This window comes from Halomarina ordinaria (assembly GCF_030553305.1).
Lineage (GTDB): Archaea > Halobacteriota > Halobacteria > Halobacteriales > Haloarculaceae > Halomarina > Halomarina ordinaria.
In genome coordinates this window covers 404,701-423,061 of record NZ_JARRAH010000001.1, presented here as the reverse complement: position 1 = coordinate 423,061, position 18,361 = coordinate 404,701, and the positions used below count along the sequence as shown (strand labels likewise).

General features: G+C 60.6%; 13 protein-coding genes and 1 tRNA gene. 9 read left to right on the top strand and 5 right to left on the bottom strand.

Features of this window, described 5'->3' with window-relative positions:
* Positions 1 to 111 precede the first annotated feature (111 nt).
* From P1Y20_RS02245 to P1Y20_RS02205, 9 genes are all read left to right on the top strand, one after another.
* Positions 112 to 1,218 (top strand): tyrosine-type recombinase/integrase, encoded by a 1,107-nt coding sequence (locus tag P1Y20_RS02245; RefSeq protein ID WP_304447031.1) that lies wholly within the window; start codon positions 112 to 114, stop codon positions 1,216 to 1,218.
* A 162-nt stretch (positions 1,219 to 1,380) separates the two neighbouring features.
* A complete protein-coding gene (locus P1Y20_RS02240; protein ID WP_304447030.1) occupies positions 1,381 to 2,793 on the top strand; it encodes a hypothetical protein in 1,413 nt (470 codons plus the stop codon).
* A gap of 1,619 nt (positions 2,794 to 4,412) precedes the next feature.
* On the top strand, positions 4,413 to 5,033 hold the full coding sequence (locus P1Y20_RS02235; protein WP_304447029.1) for a hypothetical protein: 621 nt from the start codon (positions 4,413 to 4,415) through the stop codon (positions 5,031 to 5,033).
* Positions 5,034 to 5,428: 395 nt separating this feature from the next.
* Positions 5,429 to 5,503, top strand: a tRNA-Glu gene (locus P1Y20_RS02230).
* Between the two features lie 372 nt (positions 5,504 to 5,875).
* Positions 5,876 to 6,463: an LURP-one-related family protein gene (locus P1Y20_RS02225; protein ID WP_304447028.1), complete on the top strand. Its 588-nt coding sequence runs from the start codon at positions 5,876 to 5,878 to the stop codon at positions 6,461 to 6,463.
* A 176-nt stretch (positions 6,464 to 6,639) separates the two neighbouring features.
* Positions 6,640 to 7,038, top strand: a complete 399-nt coding sequence (locus tag P1Y20_RS02220; RefSeq protein WP_304447027.1) for a cupin domain-containing protein — start codon at positions 6,640 to 6,642, stop codon at positions 7,036 to 7,038.
* A gap of 51 nt (positions 7,039 to 7,089) precedes the next feature.
* Positions 7,090 to 7,551 carry a hypothetical protein gene (locus P1Y20_RS02215; RefSeq protein ID WP_304447026.1) on the top strand — a complete coding sequence of 154 codons (462 nt, stop codon included), beginning with the start codon at positions 7,090 to 7,092 and terminating at the stop codon, positions 7,549 to 7,551.
* A gap of 275 nt (positions 7,552 to 7,826) precedes the next feature.
* Positions 7,827 to 8,132 (top strand): HalOD1 output domain-containing protein, encoded by a 306-nt coding sequence (locus tag P1Y20_RS02210; RefSeq protein ID WP_304447025.1) that lies wholly within the window; start codon positions 7,827 to 7,829, stop codon positions 8,130 to 8,132.
* A 155-nt stretch (positions 8,133 to 8,287) separates the two neighbouring features.
* A complete protein-coding gene (locus P1Y20_RS02205) occupies positions 8,288 to 8,710 on the top strand; it encodes an Hsp20/alpha crystallin family protein (protein ID WP_304447024.1) in 423 nt (140 codons plus the stop codon).
* Between the two features lie 98 nt (positions 8,711 to 8,808).
* Here P1Y20_RS02205 and P1Y20_RS02200 read toward each other — a convergent pair whose 3' ends face one another.
* The 5 genes from P1Y20_RS02200 to P1Y20_RS02180 all read right to left on the bottom strand — a co-directional run bounded on the left by P1Y20_RS02200 (position 8,809) and on the right by P1Y20_RS02180 (position 17,960).
* Positions 8,809 to 10,233, bottom strand: a complete 1,425-nt coding sequence (locus P1Y20_RS02200) for a DASH family cryptochrome (protein WP_304447023.1) — start codon at positions 10,231 to 10,233, stop codon at positions 8,809 to 8,811.
* A gap of 78 nt (positions 10,234 to 10,311) precedes the next feature.
* On the bottom strand, positions 10,312 to 12,309 hold the full coding sequence (locus tag P1Y20_RS02195) for a SpoVR family protein (protein ID WP_304447022.1): 1,998 nt from the start codon (positions 12,307 to 12,309) through the stop codon (positions 10,312 to 10,314).
* Positions 12,302 to 13,621 (bottom strand): YeaH/YhbH family protein, encoded by a 1,320-nt coding sequence (locus P1Y20_RS02190; protein ID WP_304447021.1) that lies wholly within the window; start codon positions 13,619 to 13,621, stop codon positions 12,302 to 12,304. The genes P1Y20_RS02195 and P1Y20_RS02190 overlap by 8 nt, the downstream gene beginning before the upstream one ends.
* On the bottom strand, positions 13,612 to 15,891 hold the full coding sequence (locus tag P1Y20_RS02185; RefSeq protein ID WP_304447020.1) for a PrkA family serine protein kinase: 2,280 nt from the start codon (positions 15,889 to 15,891) through the stop codon (positions 13,612 to 13,614). The genes P1Y20_RS02190 and P1Y20_RS02185 overlap by 10 nt, the downstream gene beginning before the upstream one ends.
* On the bottom strand, positions 15,888 to 17,960 hold the full coding sequence (locus P1Y20_RS02180; RefSeq protein WP_304447019.1) for a PrkA family serine protein kinase: 2,073 nt from the start codon (positions 17,958 to 17,960) through the stop codon (positions 15,888 to 15,890). Before P1Y20_RS02180 ends, P1Y20_RS02185 begins: the two co-directional genes overlap by 4 nt.
* Between the last annotated feature and the right edge of the window lie 401 nt (positions 17,961 to 18,361).

The window sequence follows — 18,361 nt, the reverse complement described above, 5'->3', positions numbered from 1 at the left end:
CATGCCGACGCCAATTACACAAAATCGGATCACCTCATTCGAGCGCTGTATAGCGATTCTCCCAAATTGTCAGGCCAATTTGAAAAGCTGGTTAGTCGGAGGGGGTTTCCAATGAGCCAGGATGCACTCGATGATACGGTAATCGTCCCTGGCCCGTCCAAAGAGCGATTAAACCAACGCCAGCTACTCGATTATCAAGAGATTAGACGGGAGTTCATCGAATGGTTACTCCATCTCGGCAAGAACCCAGACCGTGCTGTAGGTTACAGTGAATCGACCGTTCGCCAGACTGCTTATCGGACGGACCAATTTTTCCGCGCTGTATGGGATGAGAGAGGGTACACTACCGACGTTACCTCTGAGGATGCTGACGCCTACATACGCGACCTCACATACTCCGACGCCAGTGAGTCACACAAGTCGAATACGCAGAAATCACTCCTTCGATTGTTTCGCTGGAGAGTACACACTAGGGGAGGATCCGAGTGGGAACCACCGTATGCGTTTTCGTCAGGGGACGCAACGAGACCACGGGATTACTTTACCAGATCCGAGAGACGGCAACTCCGCGAGGCGGCACTTGAATACGGGAGTATTCCGGGGTATAACGATCTCACACCGGAACAGCGTGACCGATGGAAAGGGTATTTAGCCCAGCGATTCGGGAAGCCCAAGTCAGACGTACGACCTGCTGATTGGGAACGCGCGAATGGGTGGCAGACCCCTACTCTCGTCTGGGTCAGTCTAGATTGTGGTCTACGCCCTATCGAAGTAGAACGAGCTGTAACCTCATGGGTGGACATAGACAATGGGGTACTCAGGATTCCCAAAGAGCAGTCAAGCAAGAACGTAGACAACTGGATCGTCAGTCTCCAGTCTCGAACGGTTCGCGCACTTGATCGATGGCTGACCGAGCGGAGAGCATACGATCGATATACTGGAACTGACGCTCTGTGGCTGACCCGACATGGTAACCCCTATCGGTCACAATCGCTCCGTCACGTCCTACACCGCCTCTGCGATCTCGCAGATATCTCGACTAAAGGGCGGTCTCTCTCGTGGTACTCTATCCGAGCATCCACAGCGACGTATATGACCCATGAGGAAGATCTGGCGGCAGCACAGGCTCAACTACGGCACAAGAGCCCGACAACAACAATGCGGTACGATCAAGCTCCGATAGAATCTCGACGTGACGCTCTTGACCGTATGGGATGAACAAATATTGGGCGCAGATTCACGATTCTCGGTTAGTCACGCAGGAAGCCGGCGCCCGCCCCGCACTCCCGCAGAGGGGCAAACTCTGAAAGACATTAATCAGGTTCCAATGGAACCCTCATAAATTTATAAGCTCGATTGATATCTGGAGTAATGCGCAGAGTGGGACTCAATATTATCCCAGAGCCAGATTCACACGATACTCCGTATTATGTCCCTGAAAGCGCTCCAGTAGTCAACACGAACGAATCTGATGTCGAATACATCTGTGGTAAGTGTGAAACTACACTGGCCGAACTACCATATCAGGTAACGCTATCCGCTGTACTAGCGAATTTGGATGAACTGGAGACAATTGACGCGGAAATCCATGTGGTACAATGTCCAGAATGTAGTTTATTCAATGAATTCCCACATAAAAATAATAATCCAATGAATGACTCTTCATCACCGCCGGACTTCAAGGAAAATTTAGAGAGACTTCTTCGCCAAAGTGAAAGAATACTTTCAGATGAGGACTATGACCCAGAAGGTCATTTTATTGATCCAGACACGCATTTGCTAAATAATTGGGATGATATTTACAATTTATCGCATAAAGATTTGCTCCAACTCCCGAGATACCTCTCTGATGCTGTTTTCATGACATCCCCGCCCCGGATTTCATACGACCACTTTCTCTATTGGGGATGGACCGCTGCTTTTGCCGTTGAACACCCGATCTCCCAAGAGGAGCCATATCAGGCTGTCGTTAGAGAATATCTTTCTCTCGTTCATTTCATGCTTTTCAAATTACGACATATTAATTCAAGAGTATTCTATACTAGACAAGGGATTGCAACCACCATTGACGGTAAAGAGATTTCATGGGAGGAAGCTTGGAGAGTTGTTGATTGGGGTAACCCGAGTCTTGACCATCTTGGTGTTCTTCCCGACCGATATGCTTCTACGGCTGGATTTGCAGTCTTAGAAGGATTGCTCAATAACCATTGCGACGCTATTTCAAGTAGTGATGGAGATGTCACCACCGATGTGGCGAGCCCGTGGCACCCCTGTCAATCCACACTAAAGGGGGATGTAACGTATCACGATAAACTCCAGATTTGGAGACATCACAGCGCTTCACTCACTGTAGAGAGGACACTGTCACAAATTGACGACCTTACACGTTATAATCGAAATACATTGATCGGAAATATGTCCGGTGTTGAAAAAATAGTTGGGAAGGAATTAGAGTCAACAAACCATTTCCTAAGAGTGGTGGCAGACCAGCGAAACGCGAACCTCCATGGTCAGCTTTCTACTCGGGTAATAGGGAATCTAATTACCACGCTCAGTTCACTTCTCATCTGGGACATGATCCCTGAGGATGGTTTTGAAGAGCATCAAGAGATGGTGGTTGAGAAAGTCAATAATCAAGATAATGAAGCCTTTGAGAACGTCCTATCAGCTCCAGCATTTATGCCGGTGGATCGCGTTCAGCACCTACTAGATATAGATACTGTCACCCCAGCAGACCCTCGGTATCCAGAGGGACTCAGGCATTTCAAGTACGATGATTATCAAGACGAGTGAACAGTAGCCAAAAGCGTGGGATGGTACTGGTCTATCTAATGTAGTTGGTGTCTTTTCGCAAATGGAGGACACACATTATATCAGCAAATGAGCTATTAATTTTGTATATGTAACAAAGCACACAAAGATATATTCACGATAGAATTAGAGAGATTATTCCATTAATCACTGGAGATGTATTTAATACGTATTATGATTAGTCATTACCCCCCGCTTAGTTGCGCAGGAACGCGGCGGCCGCCTCGTGGCTGCTGATAAGGAGACAACTTTAGTATCCCCATGGGTGGTTACCATTAGCCAAGAGTTCACTGGCAGTTTGGCCATGGGCATATTTGCACACTTCATAACTGAATCTCCCTATAGATTGAAAATGTAAATTCTAGCCTCGCGGACAATTTATATACGGATATCGGTACGTGGCCGGTTCGCCTACTTGCAGTTTGAACTGCTGGCCAATCGCTCAGCCAACCAGTTGATTTTGCTGGGCTTGGTCTACCAGAACTTTGGCCAGCCAACTGGCGAAATGAAAGGGGGGCGAAAAGAGGAGTCGTCATCACCATAGCCAAATAGAGACGGTGGCCGGGGGGTCGCGCGTGTGCGGCCGCGCTTAAATTGATGGAATCATATAATAGCAGTTGGTTGTTCTACGGATCTCCCCTACTTCTTGTCTCCTTGTCCAGTAACTAACTTTGGAGACTAGCGCTAGGAGACTAGCACTTGAAGAGGCTGGGGGCCCGCCGGCTTCCTGCGTTAATAATAGAGATTACAAACCGTAACCTACTAACTAGGTTATCTCCACTGGTTAGCTACCTTGGCTAGCTGCTTGACGCAGCGAGCTCTCATCCGCGACGTAGCTAGTTTCCAGCAGTTCAAAACGGCTGCGATGTGGCTGAGAATTCACAGCTTTCGCTCTGAGCGGTTTTATTTAATTCCGAGACCCAAACCACACACTCAAGAAGAAATCGCACAGCGTGCCGCACAGAGCTTCTGGCAGTTTGGGTGAGGTTTCTCCCAAAGACGTTCGGGCCTTGCTCTCAGATTGCGTGTGAGGTCACTCAGCTGCTCCTCACCGTTATGGATGAGTTCTTTCGTCGCGTAAGGGGTAACCCCGGGCTCAGAAAAGATTTTCAGACAGACATCCATGGTCGTCAGGAGACCTTAGAACCGATTCCGACGTTACGCCAGTAAAATATCGTAATTGTTCAGCCAATATCACCGAAATTCTGTGGCCAGGTTACAGTAGTTGGCTCTCCGGGGGGATGGCTGAGTGTAATAACCCCCTACACTACCACGTAACTTGAGCAAGGTGTTTAAGTGATATTTGTATTTTAGCCAGGTTCTGGATATACACCTTTTTTCTCAGAAGTTTTATTTTCTTTTATTCTTCTTTTTCGGTCTCTCTGTGAGAAGTATGGTATCCAACATCGCTAGTTGTTCCATAGAACTCATCGCCAACAAACAGGCGCGGGGCGGCAGGCTTCCTGCTTCGATGGCCAAATTGAAACCTGTAGATGGGCCCGTCTTAATATGGATGCTTCACTCACATCGGAAGCCCATCTAAAGTGAATTACTACGAATCAGTCAGTATATTTAATGTACTGATGTCTTAATGAGTCGATATGATAAGGCTGAATTTCATCAACGGCAGTGGACCAGATTGCGGGAATATTCCTAGTTTGGTGAAAGAATATAAAAATCTGCGGCCGAATGAAAAGGTCCACTATATTCACAATGGAAATACAACTGATGACCAGTACGAATTTAGATCAATATCGAACCACTTGCAACAGCAAGGGCATGTAACGATATTTGAATACGGTAATATAATGAAGATCCGGTCAAATATTTCAGACAACTTTGATTCGAATGCAGGACCTATGATTAAAAAACATACACACGATGCTATTTCGTCTCATCCAAATACACGCCGCCAACTGAGGGAGCTCTGCAAACTCCGAGGAGTGGGGGTGTCTAGAGCCTCAATGCTATTAGCTACGATTTTTCCCAATGATTATTCAATGGTTGACCTACCAAGGATCCGTGCATTCATAAACTGGTATATCCCGCAAGTATCATCGTACTCCAAATATGCAAATCTGATAACTCTTTTCCAGACATATGACACTATCAACGGTTATATAGAATATACTGAAGTTATCAATCAATTATCTCAAAGTTTGGGGATACCACACAGAGAAATCGGTATGGCCCTTTGGGCCTATGATCAATTACAAATATAACCCGAAATCTAAGTCGATATATTTGCCAGCGACAGATTATGATACAGTCGAACAACCAGTTTGGATCGCTATATTTATCTTCTTCAAGAGATTTTTTATATCGATTTATTTTGATAATACAATATCGATACTAACTGCCTATTGGCTGGTCGGATACAGGGGATAAACAAGGCAGTACCTCCGGGCATGCTGGTTCATAGAACACTATTATTGTCGAAATGGTGTCTGAAATCAATTAGCCACCCGGCTAATCGAAGTTGGCTATAGACCAACGACACCGGGTATTATATACGTTGTATCCGATTTTCTTTATAGAGCAGGTAGGATTTGGCCGGGACCAATCGACTAAATCGCAATGCGGCGCGCGAAGCGCGTGGTGCGCAGATACAGTCGCCGCTCGGTTGGTGTAGTCCGGCCAATCATGTTGGCCTTTCGAGCCAACGACCGGGGTTCAAATCCCCGACCGAGCACGTTTTCGAACGGAGTGTGAAAAAGCGCACAAAGAGGGATTCGAGCGGCGAGCAGCCTCGCTGCGAGCGAGTTCACATCCCCGACCGAGGGTTCTGCGACGAACGAACGTGAGGAGCGAACGCGACACTCGGCGGCGTAACGCCGCCTGCGGTGGCGGAACCTGCGGTAACCGCAGTCGTCGTTTCGTTCGGTGCCGGCCGAGGGGAGTTCGGTCGGTCGGCGTACGGACCACGTGGTATCCGTTCGTGGGACCGTGGTCGAACCAGCCGATATCGCGGGTGTAGAGCGACGGACCAGGTGACGTCGATTCGTACTATGACTGTCAATCTCGTGCAGGTTTTAAGTATCGTCGCAGTATAATTGCCCGAGAAGTGACACGAGACTACGAACTCGCGGCCGTCGACCTCGCGGGCAGCCAGTTCACCGTCGAGCAGACTGGACGGGACGAGAACTTTCGACCCGAGTACGAAGCCAGGGACGTCACCGGCGACACGGTCTTCCGCGGCACGTACAATATGTACCAGAATCCAGGCGAGTTCTCCTTCGTCGACGCCGACGGCGACGAGGTCGTTGCCGTGACGGCCAGCGGTGCCCTAGACATCGCCGGCGACTACCTCCTCACGGACAGCCAGACCGGGGAAGACCTCGTGATACTGGAAAACGACCTCTCTCCGTCCCGGGACACGTGGCGGATTCGCGACGCCGACGACCGTTCGGTCCTCGCCGAGATCAACTCACGAGGCGCACTCGTCACGCTGGGCCGCAAGGTCCTCCCGTTCGGCCAGTGGATCGCCCACGAGTACACGATAACCGATACGGAGGGTGAGCGTGTGGGCTCCATCGAGTCCGAGTTCGCGATGTTCGACGAGTACGCGGTCACCCTCAGCGATACCAGTGCGGTGCCGACGGACCCAATCGTGGTCGGGACAGCGGTTATCGACGCGGTTCAGGGGACCTAGAGTCAGTTCGTGGCCGTCGGCAGCGGTGCCCGAGACGAGACGTGTCCACCACTCAGGGCCAGCGAGGTCCGAGGTGAGAGGCGAACGCTCCGAACGGTAACGTCTCCGGTAGATACCGGCGAACGGACACGAGTAGCGGTTATCTCCTCGCGGCGCCTTTCGGTCCATGGTACCAAATGACAAACTACGACACGAGCGGGCGCCACGCCGCCCTCTCCGAGTTCGAGGTGGGGTTCGAGACCGAAGACGGCGTGTGGCGGGAGGCCGAGTGGGGGGAGATGCGGGTCGGGTACGAGACGTACCTGACGGACTTCGACGACGCGCCGTTGCTGGAGGGATTACCGAACGACCGGTGTCAGTGCCCGCACTGGGGGTACTTACTGTCGGGACGGATGACCGTCCGGTACGCCGACCACGACGAGGCGGTCGAGGCGGGCGAGATGTACTACATGGCACCAGACCACACGATGGCCGTAGACGCTGGAACCGTCCTCATCGAATTCAGCCCACGCGAGGAGTTCGCGGCGCTCACGGAGGTCGTCGAGGCGAATATGGCTGCGCTGGAGGGACGGTGAGCGGCACGCGCGGCCGCAACGCTTAACGAGACGACAGGACTCGTGGGACCTATGCCGGGGACAGTAGACCACACCGAGACCGAAGAGACCGAGACCGACATCGAAGACCGCGAGGAGGTCGCGGAGCGCCGGGAGGTGACCGACGAGGAGAGCGAAGAGACGCACGAGGAGGAGACCGAGACCCCCGTGGAGGGTCCACGGAGCACCCCGTTCGAGACGGCGACGGAGGCGCTCGCGACGGTCTTCGATATCGACCCGCGCCGCGGGGAGACCATCACCGACCTGCGGACGAGCGACACCGACGAGGGGCGTCAGCTTGTCGCCGAGGTAGAGCGCTCGCGGAAGACGGCGGTCCGCGCGCGCGTCGCGGACGCGAAGCGCACCGCCCAGCGCGTCGGAAGCCTCGCGCTCGTCCTGGCCGTCGTCGGGGCCGTCGTCTACGGCCTGCGCCAGGGCAAGCGCCGCGGCGGTTCCGACGACGTCGACGACGAGGTCATCAGCCTCGAGGAGTGACCGGCCGCTGACGCCGACACGCGCGAACCGCCGGGCGGACCGAACGGCCGTTTTTCGAACCGATCCGACACCGAGCGACGGGTACCTGCCGGGCGCTACCGACGAATATCGACAGAGCCGGGAATATCCTGTAAAGTACCGTTCCGGGGGCGTCTCTAAAATATACGCAGTAAACGAAAGTAGACGTAATAAAGAATAGTACCACAAACAATAACGTTGTCTGACGAAGGCTTTTATCGGGTACCGACACAGGAGGTGGTGTAACTGGTGTGACAATGGGAACTGCAGAACGCGTGCACGCGACGACACCCCCCGAGCAGACGAGAACCGACCGCGAGGACGAGCGCCCCGAGGACGACGTGGATGGCGACCCCTCCCTGAGCGTCGCCGTCGTGGAGGCCGTCGGCGAGGCACTGGACGTCGACCCACAGGACCTCGACGCGCTGTACGGCGCGGTGGACCCCGACGCACTGGACGCGCTGTTTCGACCCGACGCCGACTGTGACGTCAGCGTCCGGTTCCACTTCGCCGACTGTCTGGTGACCGCACGCAGCGACGGGACGGTCCTCGTCGAACCGTAACCGACGCGACGACCGTCCACCTACCGAACCGGAAAGGCGGCACGTATCCTTTCGGTAACGTAGCGTTAGTTCGCCTCATTAGAGTCTATATCACCTGATATCACGGCTCTCGAAATCTTGATTATATAGGGCGACCATAGAACGTACCGATACGTATGGCACCCCGACGTACCCCCTTCGAGGAGATGGACCGGATGTTCGACCAGATGCGCCGCTCGATGCTCGGTTCGTGGAACTGGGACGGCCAGAGCGGCACCGACCACTGGGAGGCGCTCCCCGGCGGCGCGAACATGAGCGTCGAACGCCGCGACGACGGTATCGTCGTCTACGCCGACGTTCCCGGCTTCGAGCGCGAGGAACTCGACCTCACCTTCGCGGACGGCGTCCTCACGCTCTCGGGCAGCCACGAGACGAGCGACGACCACAGCACGCGCCACCGCACGGTCCACGAACAGGTGTCGGTCCCCGGCGACGTCGACGTCGAGGGCGTCAGCGCCACCTACCGCAACGGCGTCCTCGAGGTCCACCTCCCCACGACCGAACCGGCCCCCGAGGACCACCGCATCGACATCGACTGAGCGCACCGCGACCCGGAGGCCGCGCGTCGCTTCGCCCCCGGTCCGCTTTTCGCCGCACTGGGTCGGCCAGTCTCACCGCCGCGTTCGCCGAACGCGGGTCAGTCGAGCGCGTCGTAGCGCGCGTCCACGTCCACCATCGGGCGCGGGTAATCGACGCCGAGACGGGCGTCGTACAGCGCCTGCCGGTCGTCGGTGAGGTCCCACGGTCGGTGGACGGCGTCGCCCGGCACCGCCGCCAGCTCCGGCACCCAGGTCCGGACGTACGCGCCGTCCGGGTCGTAGTTCTCGGCCTGCCAACGCACGTCGAAGTGGCCGTCGCGCGAGTGGTTGCCGACGCCCGCGACGTACGCCCAGTTCCCCCAGTTCGAACAGGGGTCGTAGTCGACCAGCCGCGACTCGAAGTACGCCGCGCCGAGTCGCCAGTCGAGACCGAGGACGTCCGTCAGGAAACTCGCGACGTTCTGCCGGCCTCGATTGGACATGTAGCCCGTCTCGTTCAACTCGCGCACGTTCGCGTCGACGAACGGGACGCCCGTCTCGCCCGCCGCCCACCGCGCGAACGCCTCGCGGTCGGTCGACCACCCCTTCTCGACGTCCCGAATCCCGCTCCGGGTGAAGAACGCTCCGCCGTGTTTCTCGAACTGGAACTGGAAGAAGTCGCGCCACAGCAGTTCGAAGACCAGCCAGTAGGTGTCCTCGGTGGCCACCCGCTCGCGCTCGTAGCGGCGCACCTCGTCGTGGACGAACCGCGGGGAGAGACAGCCGTGGGCCAGCCACGGTGAGACCTTCGAGGAGTAGTCGGCCCCGAGGAGCCCGTTTCGCGTCCGCTTGTACTCCCGGAGGTGGTCGCCCGTCCAGACGTACTCGTCGAGGCGCTCGCACCCGGCCGTCTCGCCCCCCCGGAAGCGCAGCACGGCACGGTCGTCGTCCGCCGGTTCCGGGACGCCGAGGTCGGCGTGCGTCGGGACGTCGCCTGTGTCGACGTCGGGGAGGGTGAGCGACGCGGGGGTGGCGGCCTGCTCGCGGACCTCGCACTCGGCCTCGGTCTCCTTTCGCCACGGGGTGAACGTGTCGGGGATGCCGTCCACGTCGCTCGCGAGGTCCTCGGGGTGGTAGAGCGTGTGCGTCCAGTGGCGTTCGACGTGCACGTCTGTTGGTTCGAGCGCTTCCTCCACCCCTGCCCCGACGCTCCGCTCCTCGGTCGCGGGGAGCGTCTGGTGGTGGACGATGTCGACGTCGCACTCGCTCGCCACCTCGGGGACGACGTCCTCCGGCGGACCGACCCGGACGAGCAGGTCGCCGCCCAGGTCGCGCAGCGACGCCCGGAGGTCCGCGACGCTCTCCCGGAGGAAGCGCGCCCGGTGGGGACCGGTCTTCGGGAGTCCGAACGCGCTCTCCTCGAACGTCCGCGGGTCGAAGCAGTACAGGGGAACGGTGCGCTCGGCGCGCGCGGCGCGGCGGAGCGGGTCGTTGTCGTGGACCCGGAGGTCGGCGCGGAACCAGACGAGTGCGGTCTCACCCATTCACTGAGTGAAGGCGCGCTCGACACAAGAGGCTCCAGAAGGCGGCAGTCGAGGGAGGGGACGGCGAGCGACCCGCGCTCAGGCCAGCCACTCCTCGGGTTTGGTGTCGTAGTCGACGTCCGTCGCCGCGAGGTGTTCGACGTCGTCCCACGGCAGGTCGCGGACGGCGAAGTCGTCGCCGTCGAAGCGGATGAGCTTCCCGCGCTCCTCCGGCACGGGTTCGCGGTCCCGGCGCCGGGCGACCTCCACGTCGTGGTCGTCGAGTTCCTTCACGATGGTCTTCAGGTTGACGGGGCGACCCCACAGTTCGAACACCCGTTCGAGCACCTGCTCGGCCTGCTTGACGTCGAGCATGACGCCGTTGTACTGGTGGGCGAGCAGGAGCTCGTTGCGGTTGTTGTAGTTGCCGTCCTCGACGACGACCGTCGGCTTGCCGAAGTTGGTGAAGCGAAGCATGAGCTTCTTCTTCACGTCCTCGACGGCCGTGCTGGTCGCGCGGTAGTCCCGCGTCGTGTGGGTGTACTCGTAGGTGAAGTAGTGGTTCTCCTCGACGAACTCCTGGGTGAGGAACTCGTCGAGGAACGTCACGTCGTTGTGACTCTCACGTATCTCGCGCATGCGGTCCCAGCCGCGACACCGGTCGACGGCCGCGAGCGACTCCTCGACGCTCTCGTAGCGCTCGTCGTCGAACATGTAGCGCGCGATGCGTTCGAGTTCGTTCTGCGTCAGGCGCTTCAGGAACCCCCGGTGCTGGCGCTTGACCAGCGAGTAGTGGCGCTCGCAGAGTCCCTCGTAGGAGAGGACCTTCCACGGGTACCGTTCGAGGTCGACCTCGCCGGCCCGCGCGGCCGCGAGACCCTCGGCGTCGACCCGCGAATCCTCGGGGTCGAGGTCGGCGAGGCTCCCCTCGGTGACGGTCGCGATAGAGGGGGCCGGTTCGAGCGCCGCGAGCACGTCGTCCATGTCGACGCGGTCGTGGAAGTTCCGCCAGGTGATACCCCGCACGCGCAGGAGACACTCGGCCACCTCGCGGCGGTTCGTCGTGTTCTCGATGTACTCCCACAGCTCCTTGCCGAGCTTGTAGGGGTTGAACCCCGGCGAGCCGAGCACCATCGACTGGTGGTCGGCGTAGTCGACGAACTCGTTGGGGCCGGCGAAGCGTTCCTCGCCCATCATCATCGACTCCCAGTAGGCGGCCCACCCCTCGTTCATCACCTTCGTCATCTTCTGGGGGGCGAAGTAGTACGCCTCCCGGCGAAGCACGTCGATGACCTCGCGCTGCCAGTCCTCGAAGTCGACGGCCTTCCCCGCCTCGGGGTCGTAGCGCTTGCCGTGGTTGCGCAGGAACGCGAGCACGTCGAGTTCCGGTTCGGCGGGGAACTGCGCCCGGTCGGCGTCCTCGCGCTGGTCGTCGAGCCACTCGTCGCTGAACACCTGGCGCTTGACCTCGTCGCTCAGGCCGAGTTCGTCCAGCCGGGCGGCGATGTCGTCGCCCTCGAACGCCTCCCTGTCGTCGGCCCGCGCCGGCCCGTAGGGCTCGTGCTGGTCGATACAGTCCTCGAGACAGAGGACGTGGTCGATGAACGCCTCGACGTCCTCGCGGTCGACCTCCGGGTCGGACATGTACGACTCGATGAGGCTGGCGTGGCCGGCGAGCATCCGCGCCGCGTCCGGCGTCTCCGCGAACAGTCCGAACCACTGGTTGTGCCGGAAGAAGTCCGAGTGCGCCTCGACGTGCGTGATGACGGCCTTCTGGTCGGCCGTCGTGTTCGACACCTGCAGGAACGCGTGCGCCGGGTTGTCGTTGTTGACGATCTCGAACGCCTTCCCGCCGAGGAACTGGCGCTGTTTCTGCTGCTGGTCGTACTTCATCCCCCACCGCCAGTGCGGGTAGCGCTCCTGGAAGCCGTCGTAGGCGATGAGCTCGTTCATGTCGTCGTAGTCGATGATCCAGTAGTTCACGGGGTAGGGGTCGAGCCCCAGTCTCCGCGCGAGGGCGTTCGCCTCGCGGACGGGTTCGCGCAACTCGGCGGCGACCCGCTGCTTCCGGACGCGTTCGGTCTCTGTCTCACTCATTGTCTTCGGTACTCAGGATGGTGTAGATGGCGTCGACGACGTCGTCGGGGCCGGTGACGTACGCGACGGCGACGTTGGTGCGGTCTCTGAAGTGACGTTCCACCTCGTCTGCGTGGGTCGCGTTGATGGCGTTGCCCGACGGCTGGGTCTCCACGTAGGCGTGGAGGTTCGCCGGAATCTGCTCCATCAGCGGGATGACCCGCTCCTCGGTGTCGTTCGAGGAGTTCTCGCTGTCGCCCGCGGCGAACACGTAGCGGTTCCACTCGTCCCACGGGTACTCCTCCAGCAACTCGGCGGCGAGTTCGTAGGCGCTGGAGATGCGCGTCCCGCCGCCGCTTCTGATGCCGAAGAACTCCTCGCGGTCGACGGCCCACGCCTCCGCGTCGTGGGCGATGTAGACGAACTCGGCGTTGTCGTACTTCCCGGTGAGGTACCAGTCGAGGGGGGTGAACGTGCGCTCGACGAGTTCGCGCTTCTTCTCGCGCATGCTGCCCGAGACGTCGCGGATGTTCACGACCACGACGTTCTTCTCGCGCTCCTCGACGATTTCGGGGTAGCGGAAGCGCTCGTCCTCGCGCCGGAAGGGTATCTGTCGCAGTCCCTCGCGGCGCATGCGCTGGATGGGCGTCTCCGCGTCGACGTTCGCCTCCATCTCCTCGATGCTGCTCCAGCGGTCGCGCTCCGAGTCGGGGATGTCGCTCGCGGCGTCCTGAATCCACGCCCGCGAGACGGGGATGTTGTTCGAGCGCGCCCAGACGAACACCTCGTCGACGCCCCAGCCGGTGACGCGAAGCGCCTCGCGGACGTAGTCGCCGTCGAAGTCCATCGCCAGTTTGCGCTTCAGCCCCTCCTTGAACAGGTGCTCGAAGTCGAGCGTGCTGGCGGGGCCGGTGCGCGTGATGTCGGTGTAGTCGCCCTCCTTCTCCTCGATGACGCGCTTGCCCTTCGGTTCGAGGTCCAGGCCGAGCGCCTCGTCGAGTTCCTGGGCGAACTCCTCGGGGTCCATCTCGTAGTACTCGTGGTCCCCACCGTCCTCGCCGGGCTTTCCCTCCTCGCCGTCGCCGTCACCGTCGCCCTGCTGGGGCTGGCCGACCGGGTCGCCCGGGTCGGGCGTCCCGCCCTGACCCTGACCGACGCCGCCCTGGTCGAGCTGGTCGTAGGCGAACTCGGGGAGGTCGATGATCTTGATGGGGATGCGCACCTCCTCCGGGAGGCTCTGGCCGAGGTCGCCGTACCGGATGAACTCCGAGAGGTCCTGGCGGCGGTCCTCACCCACTTCGCGGTACCGTTCGAGGTCGTCTCTCAGTCCCATCGGTAGCTCACCTGGCTCATGACGTGTCGGCTGGTCAGCTCCGCGCTCGCGGCGCTGTAGCCGAAGAGGTCCTGCATGTTCTCGACGGTCGCTTCCTTCACCGACTCCGTCTCCGTCCCGCTCGGCGGGTCGTCCCACTGGCGGGGGTCGAAGTCCTCGAACACCCGGCGGACGTCGTCCCAGTCGTAGCTCCCCAGGACCGTCTCGATGACGGGGATGTCGCGGAGGTCGACGTCCTGTAGGCGGAACTCGTCGTCGCGGTTGCGCCACGCGTGTCGGTTGAGCGCGGTCATCACCTTTTCGGTCCGGAACGCCCGGACCGGTTCCTCGGGATCGCTCCCGTCGTAGTGCGACTCGTCGAACCGGCCCAGGTGCTCTATCTCGAAGACCTTCATCTTCAGCGGCTCCGGGGACACCTCCTCGCCGCGGGCGTTCGTGATGGTCTCGCCCTCGCTCCAGGCGTAGACGTGCTCGACGTACTCCTCGACGGTGGCCTGGTCGACGCGCTTCTCGCGCATGATGGCCGAGAGCACGTCGCGCTGTTGCTGGCGGAAGACGCGGTTCTTCACCTGCACGAGGCGGTTCTCGAACTCGGTGTGCTCGGCGTTCGAGAACACCGGCGCGTCGACGAAGCCGTCGGCCATCGCGTTCAGCACGTCGCGGGGCATGATGACGTGCTCGACGGGCAGGTCCGGGTGGTGGCGGTCACTGCGCTCGTGGAGCAGGTCCGCGATGGCGTCCCGCGTGTAGGTGACGGGGATGCCGTGCTGGCCGTCGCGGGCGTTCTGCCCGAACTCGAAGTCGTCCTTCTCGCGGCGCTCGTCGCCGTCCTGAATGAAGCCGGCGTCGAACAGCAGCGCCTTGTCCACCAGGTCCAGCCCCGGCGGCAGGTCCTCGGTGTCGAGGCGGGTGACGACGTCGTACAGCGCCGCCGCCTCGACGGCGTGCGGCGCGAGTTCCTTGGTGTGGACCTGCCGGCGGTTGTCACGCACGTCGATGGTGACGGGTTCGCGGATCTTCGCCGCCAGTTCCTCGTAGGAGGTGTCGGTCCAGACGGCCGTCTCGTTGGTGAGCTCCCGGCGCAGGAGTTCGGCCTCCAGCGAGAGGTTCGTCAGGTAGCGGAACTCGTGTTTGTCGAGGCGACGCTTCAGCGCCTTCAGTGGGTCCTGTCCGTGGCGTTCGGCGTGCTGGTTCAGCTGCGCCTCCAGGTCGGGGTTCGAGATGATGAGCAACTGCGTGTCGATGTCCATCCCGATGCCCTTGTCCAGTTTCACGCTCCCCTCGTCGGGGACGTTCAGCAGTTTCTGGAGCAGGTCGGCGTGCTGGGCGGCGTCCTCGACGAGCGTCAGCAGGCCGTTGCCCTGCGAGAGGACGCCGTCGTAGCTGAACGCCTGGGGGTTCTTGCGCCCGCGCGAGTCGAGCGCCTGGAGCATCCCGTGCATCCACGACCCCACGAGGCGTTCCTTCGGCGTGCCGTCGTCCTCGCTGTGGAGGACGCCGATGCCGGTGCCCACGTCGGCGACGAAGTTCTTCACCCGGAGGTGTTTGGGGTCCGTCACCGCCGAGAACAGGTCCTCGCGGCCCTGCCGGCGGTAGCGCTCCTCCAGGTAGTCGTACGCCTCCCGGCAGAACGGGTCGAGGCGCGCCTCCACCTGGACCTCCAGGTGGTCGTCGAGGCGCTCGTTGAGCTGTTCGAGGAGGTCCTCGCGTATCTCGCGGGGGAAGACCGTGAGGGGGTGCGACTGCACCGGGCTCACGTACCACTCCTCCTCGTTGCTCACCGGGGACTCGCCGTAGGTGAACCCCGAGCCGTCGGTGTCGGCGCCGGAGACGTTCCACTCGACGGTGTAGCGCCGCCCCTCGTCGGTCTTCGAGTACTCCCGGAGGCCGTTGATGAGGCAGCGCTTCAGCTCGGACTTCCCCGTCGCGGTGGGGCCCTCGAGCCAGATTATCTTCTCTTCCTTCCCGCGCCGGGCGGCGATGGAGCGCAGGTCGTCGACGAACTCGTTGAGCACCTCCGTGTTGCCGAGGATGGCGTGTTCGCCGTCGTTGTGCGGGTCGTCGAAGAAGCGATAGCGCTCGTTCTCCTCGCCCTCCTCGACGACCTGTCGGGTGCCGGCGGCCTCGATGGCCTCGAGCAGGTACTTGCTCGCGTGCGACGCGATGCGAGGCTCCTCGAAGACCCGCTCGACGTACTCAGCGAGGCCCATCGGTTCCTCGTAGGTCTCGGTCAGCGCGCGGTCGGCCGCCCGGATGAAGTCGTGGCTCATTCCTCCATCTCGGTCCGGGCCACCTCGGCGCCGGCGAACTCGAGCACCTCCTTCGCGCCCTCGCGCGAGTAGCCCTGGTCGGTCAACGCCTCTATCCACGCGTTGCGCTCGTCGTCCTCCAGTTCGCCGCTGGAGACGAGCGCCGAGAAGTTGATGTTGTGCTTCTTGTCCTCCCAGAGCTTGCGCTCGAGCGCGCGGCGCAGGCGGTCGTTGTCCTGGGGGTTGAAGCTCGTTCCCTCGCGTGCGCGCCGCGAGACCCAGTTCGAGACCTCCTGGCGGAAGTCGTTCTTCCGGTCCTCGGGGACGTTGAGCTTCTCCTCGACGCTCCGCAGGAACGTCTCGTCGGGTTCCTGTTCGCGGCCGGTTATCTCGTCGGCGACGGTGTCGTCGTCGATGTAGGCCATGACGTGGTCCATGTACTTCTCGCCCTGGCGCTGTATCTCGTCGACGTCGTACGCCAGCGCGTGGCGGACGTCCTCGATGGCGCGCGCGCGGTACTCCTCGCGGACCATCTCCAGGTAGCGGTAGTAGCGCTCGAAGCGGTCCTCGGGGATGGAGCCGTGGTTCTCGAGGTTGGTCTCCAGGTGGTTGAACGTCGTCAGCGGCGAGAGGAAGTCCCGCCCGCGGTGCATCGAGTCCATGATGGCCTCGGCTATCTCGTCGCCGATGAACCGGGGACTGACACCCTCCATGCCCTCGCCGATGTCGGCGAGGTCCTCGGCCTCCTCGCGGAGCTTCTTCACGTCGATGTCTTCGCCGTCGTCGATCTCGCCGTTGTAGGCCTTCGCCTTCTGGACGATGTCGACGGTGCCGCCCGAGGGTTCCTCGATGCGGGTGAGGACGCCGAACAACCCCGCCATCTCCAGGGTGTGGGGTTCGACGTGGATGTCGGGGACGTCCGCGTTGCGCAGCATCTTCCGGTAGATGCTCGACTCCTCCTCGTACTGGAGCACGTAGGGGAAGTCGATGCGCTTGGTGCGGTCGTTGAACGCCTCCATCTTCTCGTCGCCCTTCTTGTCCTTGTACTCGGGCATGTTGGTGCGTCCGACGATGACCTGGTCGATGTCGATACGGGGGTTGCTCTTCGGCTTGATGGTCTGTTCCTGCGTCGCGTGCAGGAAGTCGTAGAGGAACTCCCGCTGGAGCTTCAACAGCTCCTCGCCGGAGAAGATGCCCCGGTTGGCGTTACAGAACGCCCCGGAGTAGTCGAACGCCCGGGGGTCGGACTCGCCGTAGATGGCGAGCTTCGAGTAGTTGACGTCGCCCGTCAGCTCGGTCTCGTCCTGGTTCTTCTTGTCCTTCGGCTCGAACGTCTCGACGCACTGTCGTTTGTTCTCGTCGGCGACCAGCCGGATGACCTCGACGTGGGTCTCCAGGACGGCCTGGAGGTCGTCGTCGTAGTGGTCGAGCAGCCGGTCCATGTAGAACTCGCTGGCCGGGTCGAGGCTCTGCTCGTTGCGGATGGTGTAGGGCGCGTCGAGGCGCTCGTTCAGGTCGTCGATGACGCGCTCGCGCTGGGCCTGTGGGAGCAGGACGATGGGGTCCTGGTCCATCGGCGAGCGGACCACGTCGTCGGCGGGGTCCTGGTCGCGAATCACGTCGCAGAGGTTCGTCCACCGGAACGTGTACATCCGGCCGTCGTCGCGCGCGGTGTAGTCCTCGAAGTACCGGCGCACTTGCCGGTCGAAGTCGGACTTCCCGGACCCGACGGGACCGAGCAGGAGTTTGATGCGCTTCTCCGGGCCGAGGCCGCGAGCCCCGCTCTTGACCTTGTTCACGAACTCGTGGATGGACTCGTGAATGTTGCGGCCGTAGAAGGTGTTCTCGCCGTCGTGGAGCGGGTCCTCGCTGGCGAGTCGGTACTCGACGACCCCGAGCCGTTCGTCGTACTCGGTGCCGTAGTAATCGAACATGTCCGCGACGCGCTGGTGTGCGTTGCGCGCGATTCGCGGCTCGTCGTACACCTCGCGGAGGTACCAATCGAAGCTCCGGGCCTCTCGTAGGTCCGCTGGTATCGAATCCCGGTACTCCCGACTGAGCTCTTCGAGGGTTTCCATGTCGCCTGTCATGGTATCACGGAGACGGTGTGTCTCGTTCCCGGTTCGCCCCGGGACGGACAGCCACGCTGCCCGCAAGTCCGACGGTCAGGCCCGCCCCGGCCGCCCCACACGGGCGTGTTGCGTGTTATCACGTGTCTGTGTGCGCCACCTACGACTCAGTCGCCGGTCGGGTGCGCACGAGGACGGATGGACGGGCAGTTGACCACCGATACTGCTGCGTTTGTTATCCGCTCACATAGATAAGTCTTACCACGGCGTTCGGAAACCCGATAGGTTCTCGCCCGAAACGAGGCACGGAACCGTACGCCCGCGTTCCTTCTCCGGGAAGTGAGCACCCGGGGACCCGGACCCGTTTATAAGCGCGAGACGCGGCGACCGGACGACTGATAGCCGTCGCCGAGGTACCTCGA

What these genes read in the sequence shown, in the direction of transcription:
- P1Y20_RS02215 (WP_304447026.1), top strand. Translation starts at nt 7,090, where the DNA reads ATGCCGGGGACAGTAGACCACACCGAGACCGAAGAGACCGAGACCGAC.
- P1Y20_RS02245 (WP_304447031.1), top strand. Translation starts at nt 112, where the DNA reads ATGAGCCAGGATGCACTCGATGATACGGTAATCGTCCCTGGCCCGTCC.
- P1Y20_RS02220 (WP_304447027.1), top strand. Translation starts at nt 6,640, where the DNA reads ATGACAAACTACGACACGAGCGGGCGCCACGCCGCCCTCTCCGAGTTC.
- P1Y20_RS02210 (WP_304447025.1), top strand. Translation starts at nt 7,827, where the DNA reads ATGGGAACTGCAGAACGCGTGCACGCGACGACACCCCCCGAGCAGACG.
- P1Y20_RS02195 (WP_304447022.1), bottom strand. Translation starts at nt 12,309, where the DNA reads ATGAGTGAGACAGAGACCGAACGCGTCCGGAAGCAGCGGGTCGCCGCC.
- P1Y20_RS02205 (WP_304447024.1), top strand. Translation starts at nt 8,288, where the DNA reads ATGGCACCCCGACGTACCCCCTTCGAGGAGATGGACCGGATGTTCGAC.
- P1Y20_RS02185 (WP_304447020.1), bottom strand. Translation starts at nt 15,891, where the DNA reads ATGAGCCACGACTTCATCCGGGCGGCCGACCGCGCGCTGACCGAGACC.
- P1Y20_RS02190 (WP_304447021.1), bottom strand. Translation starts at nt 13,621, where the DNA reads ATGGGACTGAGAGACGACCTCGAACGGTACCGCGAAGTGGGTGAGGAC.
- P1Y20_RS02235 (WP_304447029.1), top strand. Translation starts at nt 4,413, where the DNA reads ATGATAAGGCTGAATTTCATCAACGGCAGTGGACCAGATTGCGGGAAT.
- P1Y20_RS02200 (WP_304447023.1), bottom strand. Translation starts at nt 10,233, where the DNA reads ATGGGTGAGACCGCACTCGTCTGGTTCCGCGCCGACCTCCGGGTCCAC.
- P1Y20_RS02180 (WP_304447019.1), bottom strand. Translation starts at nt 17,960, where the DNA reads ATGACAGGCGACATGGAAACCCTCGAAGAGCTCAGTCGGGAGTACCGG.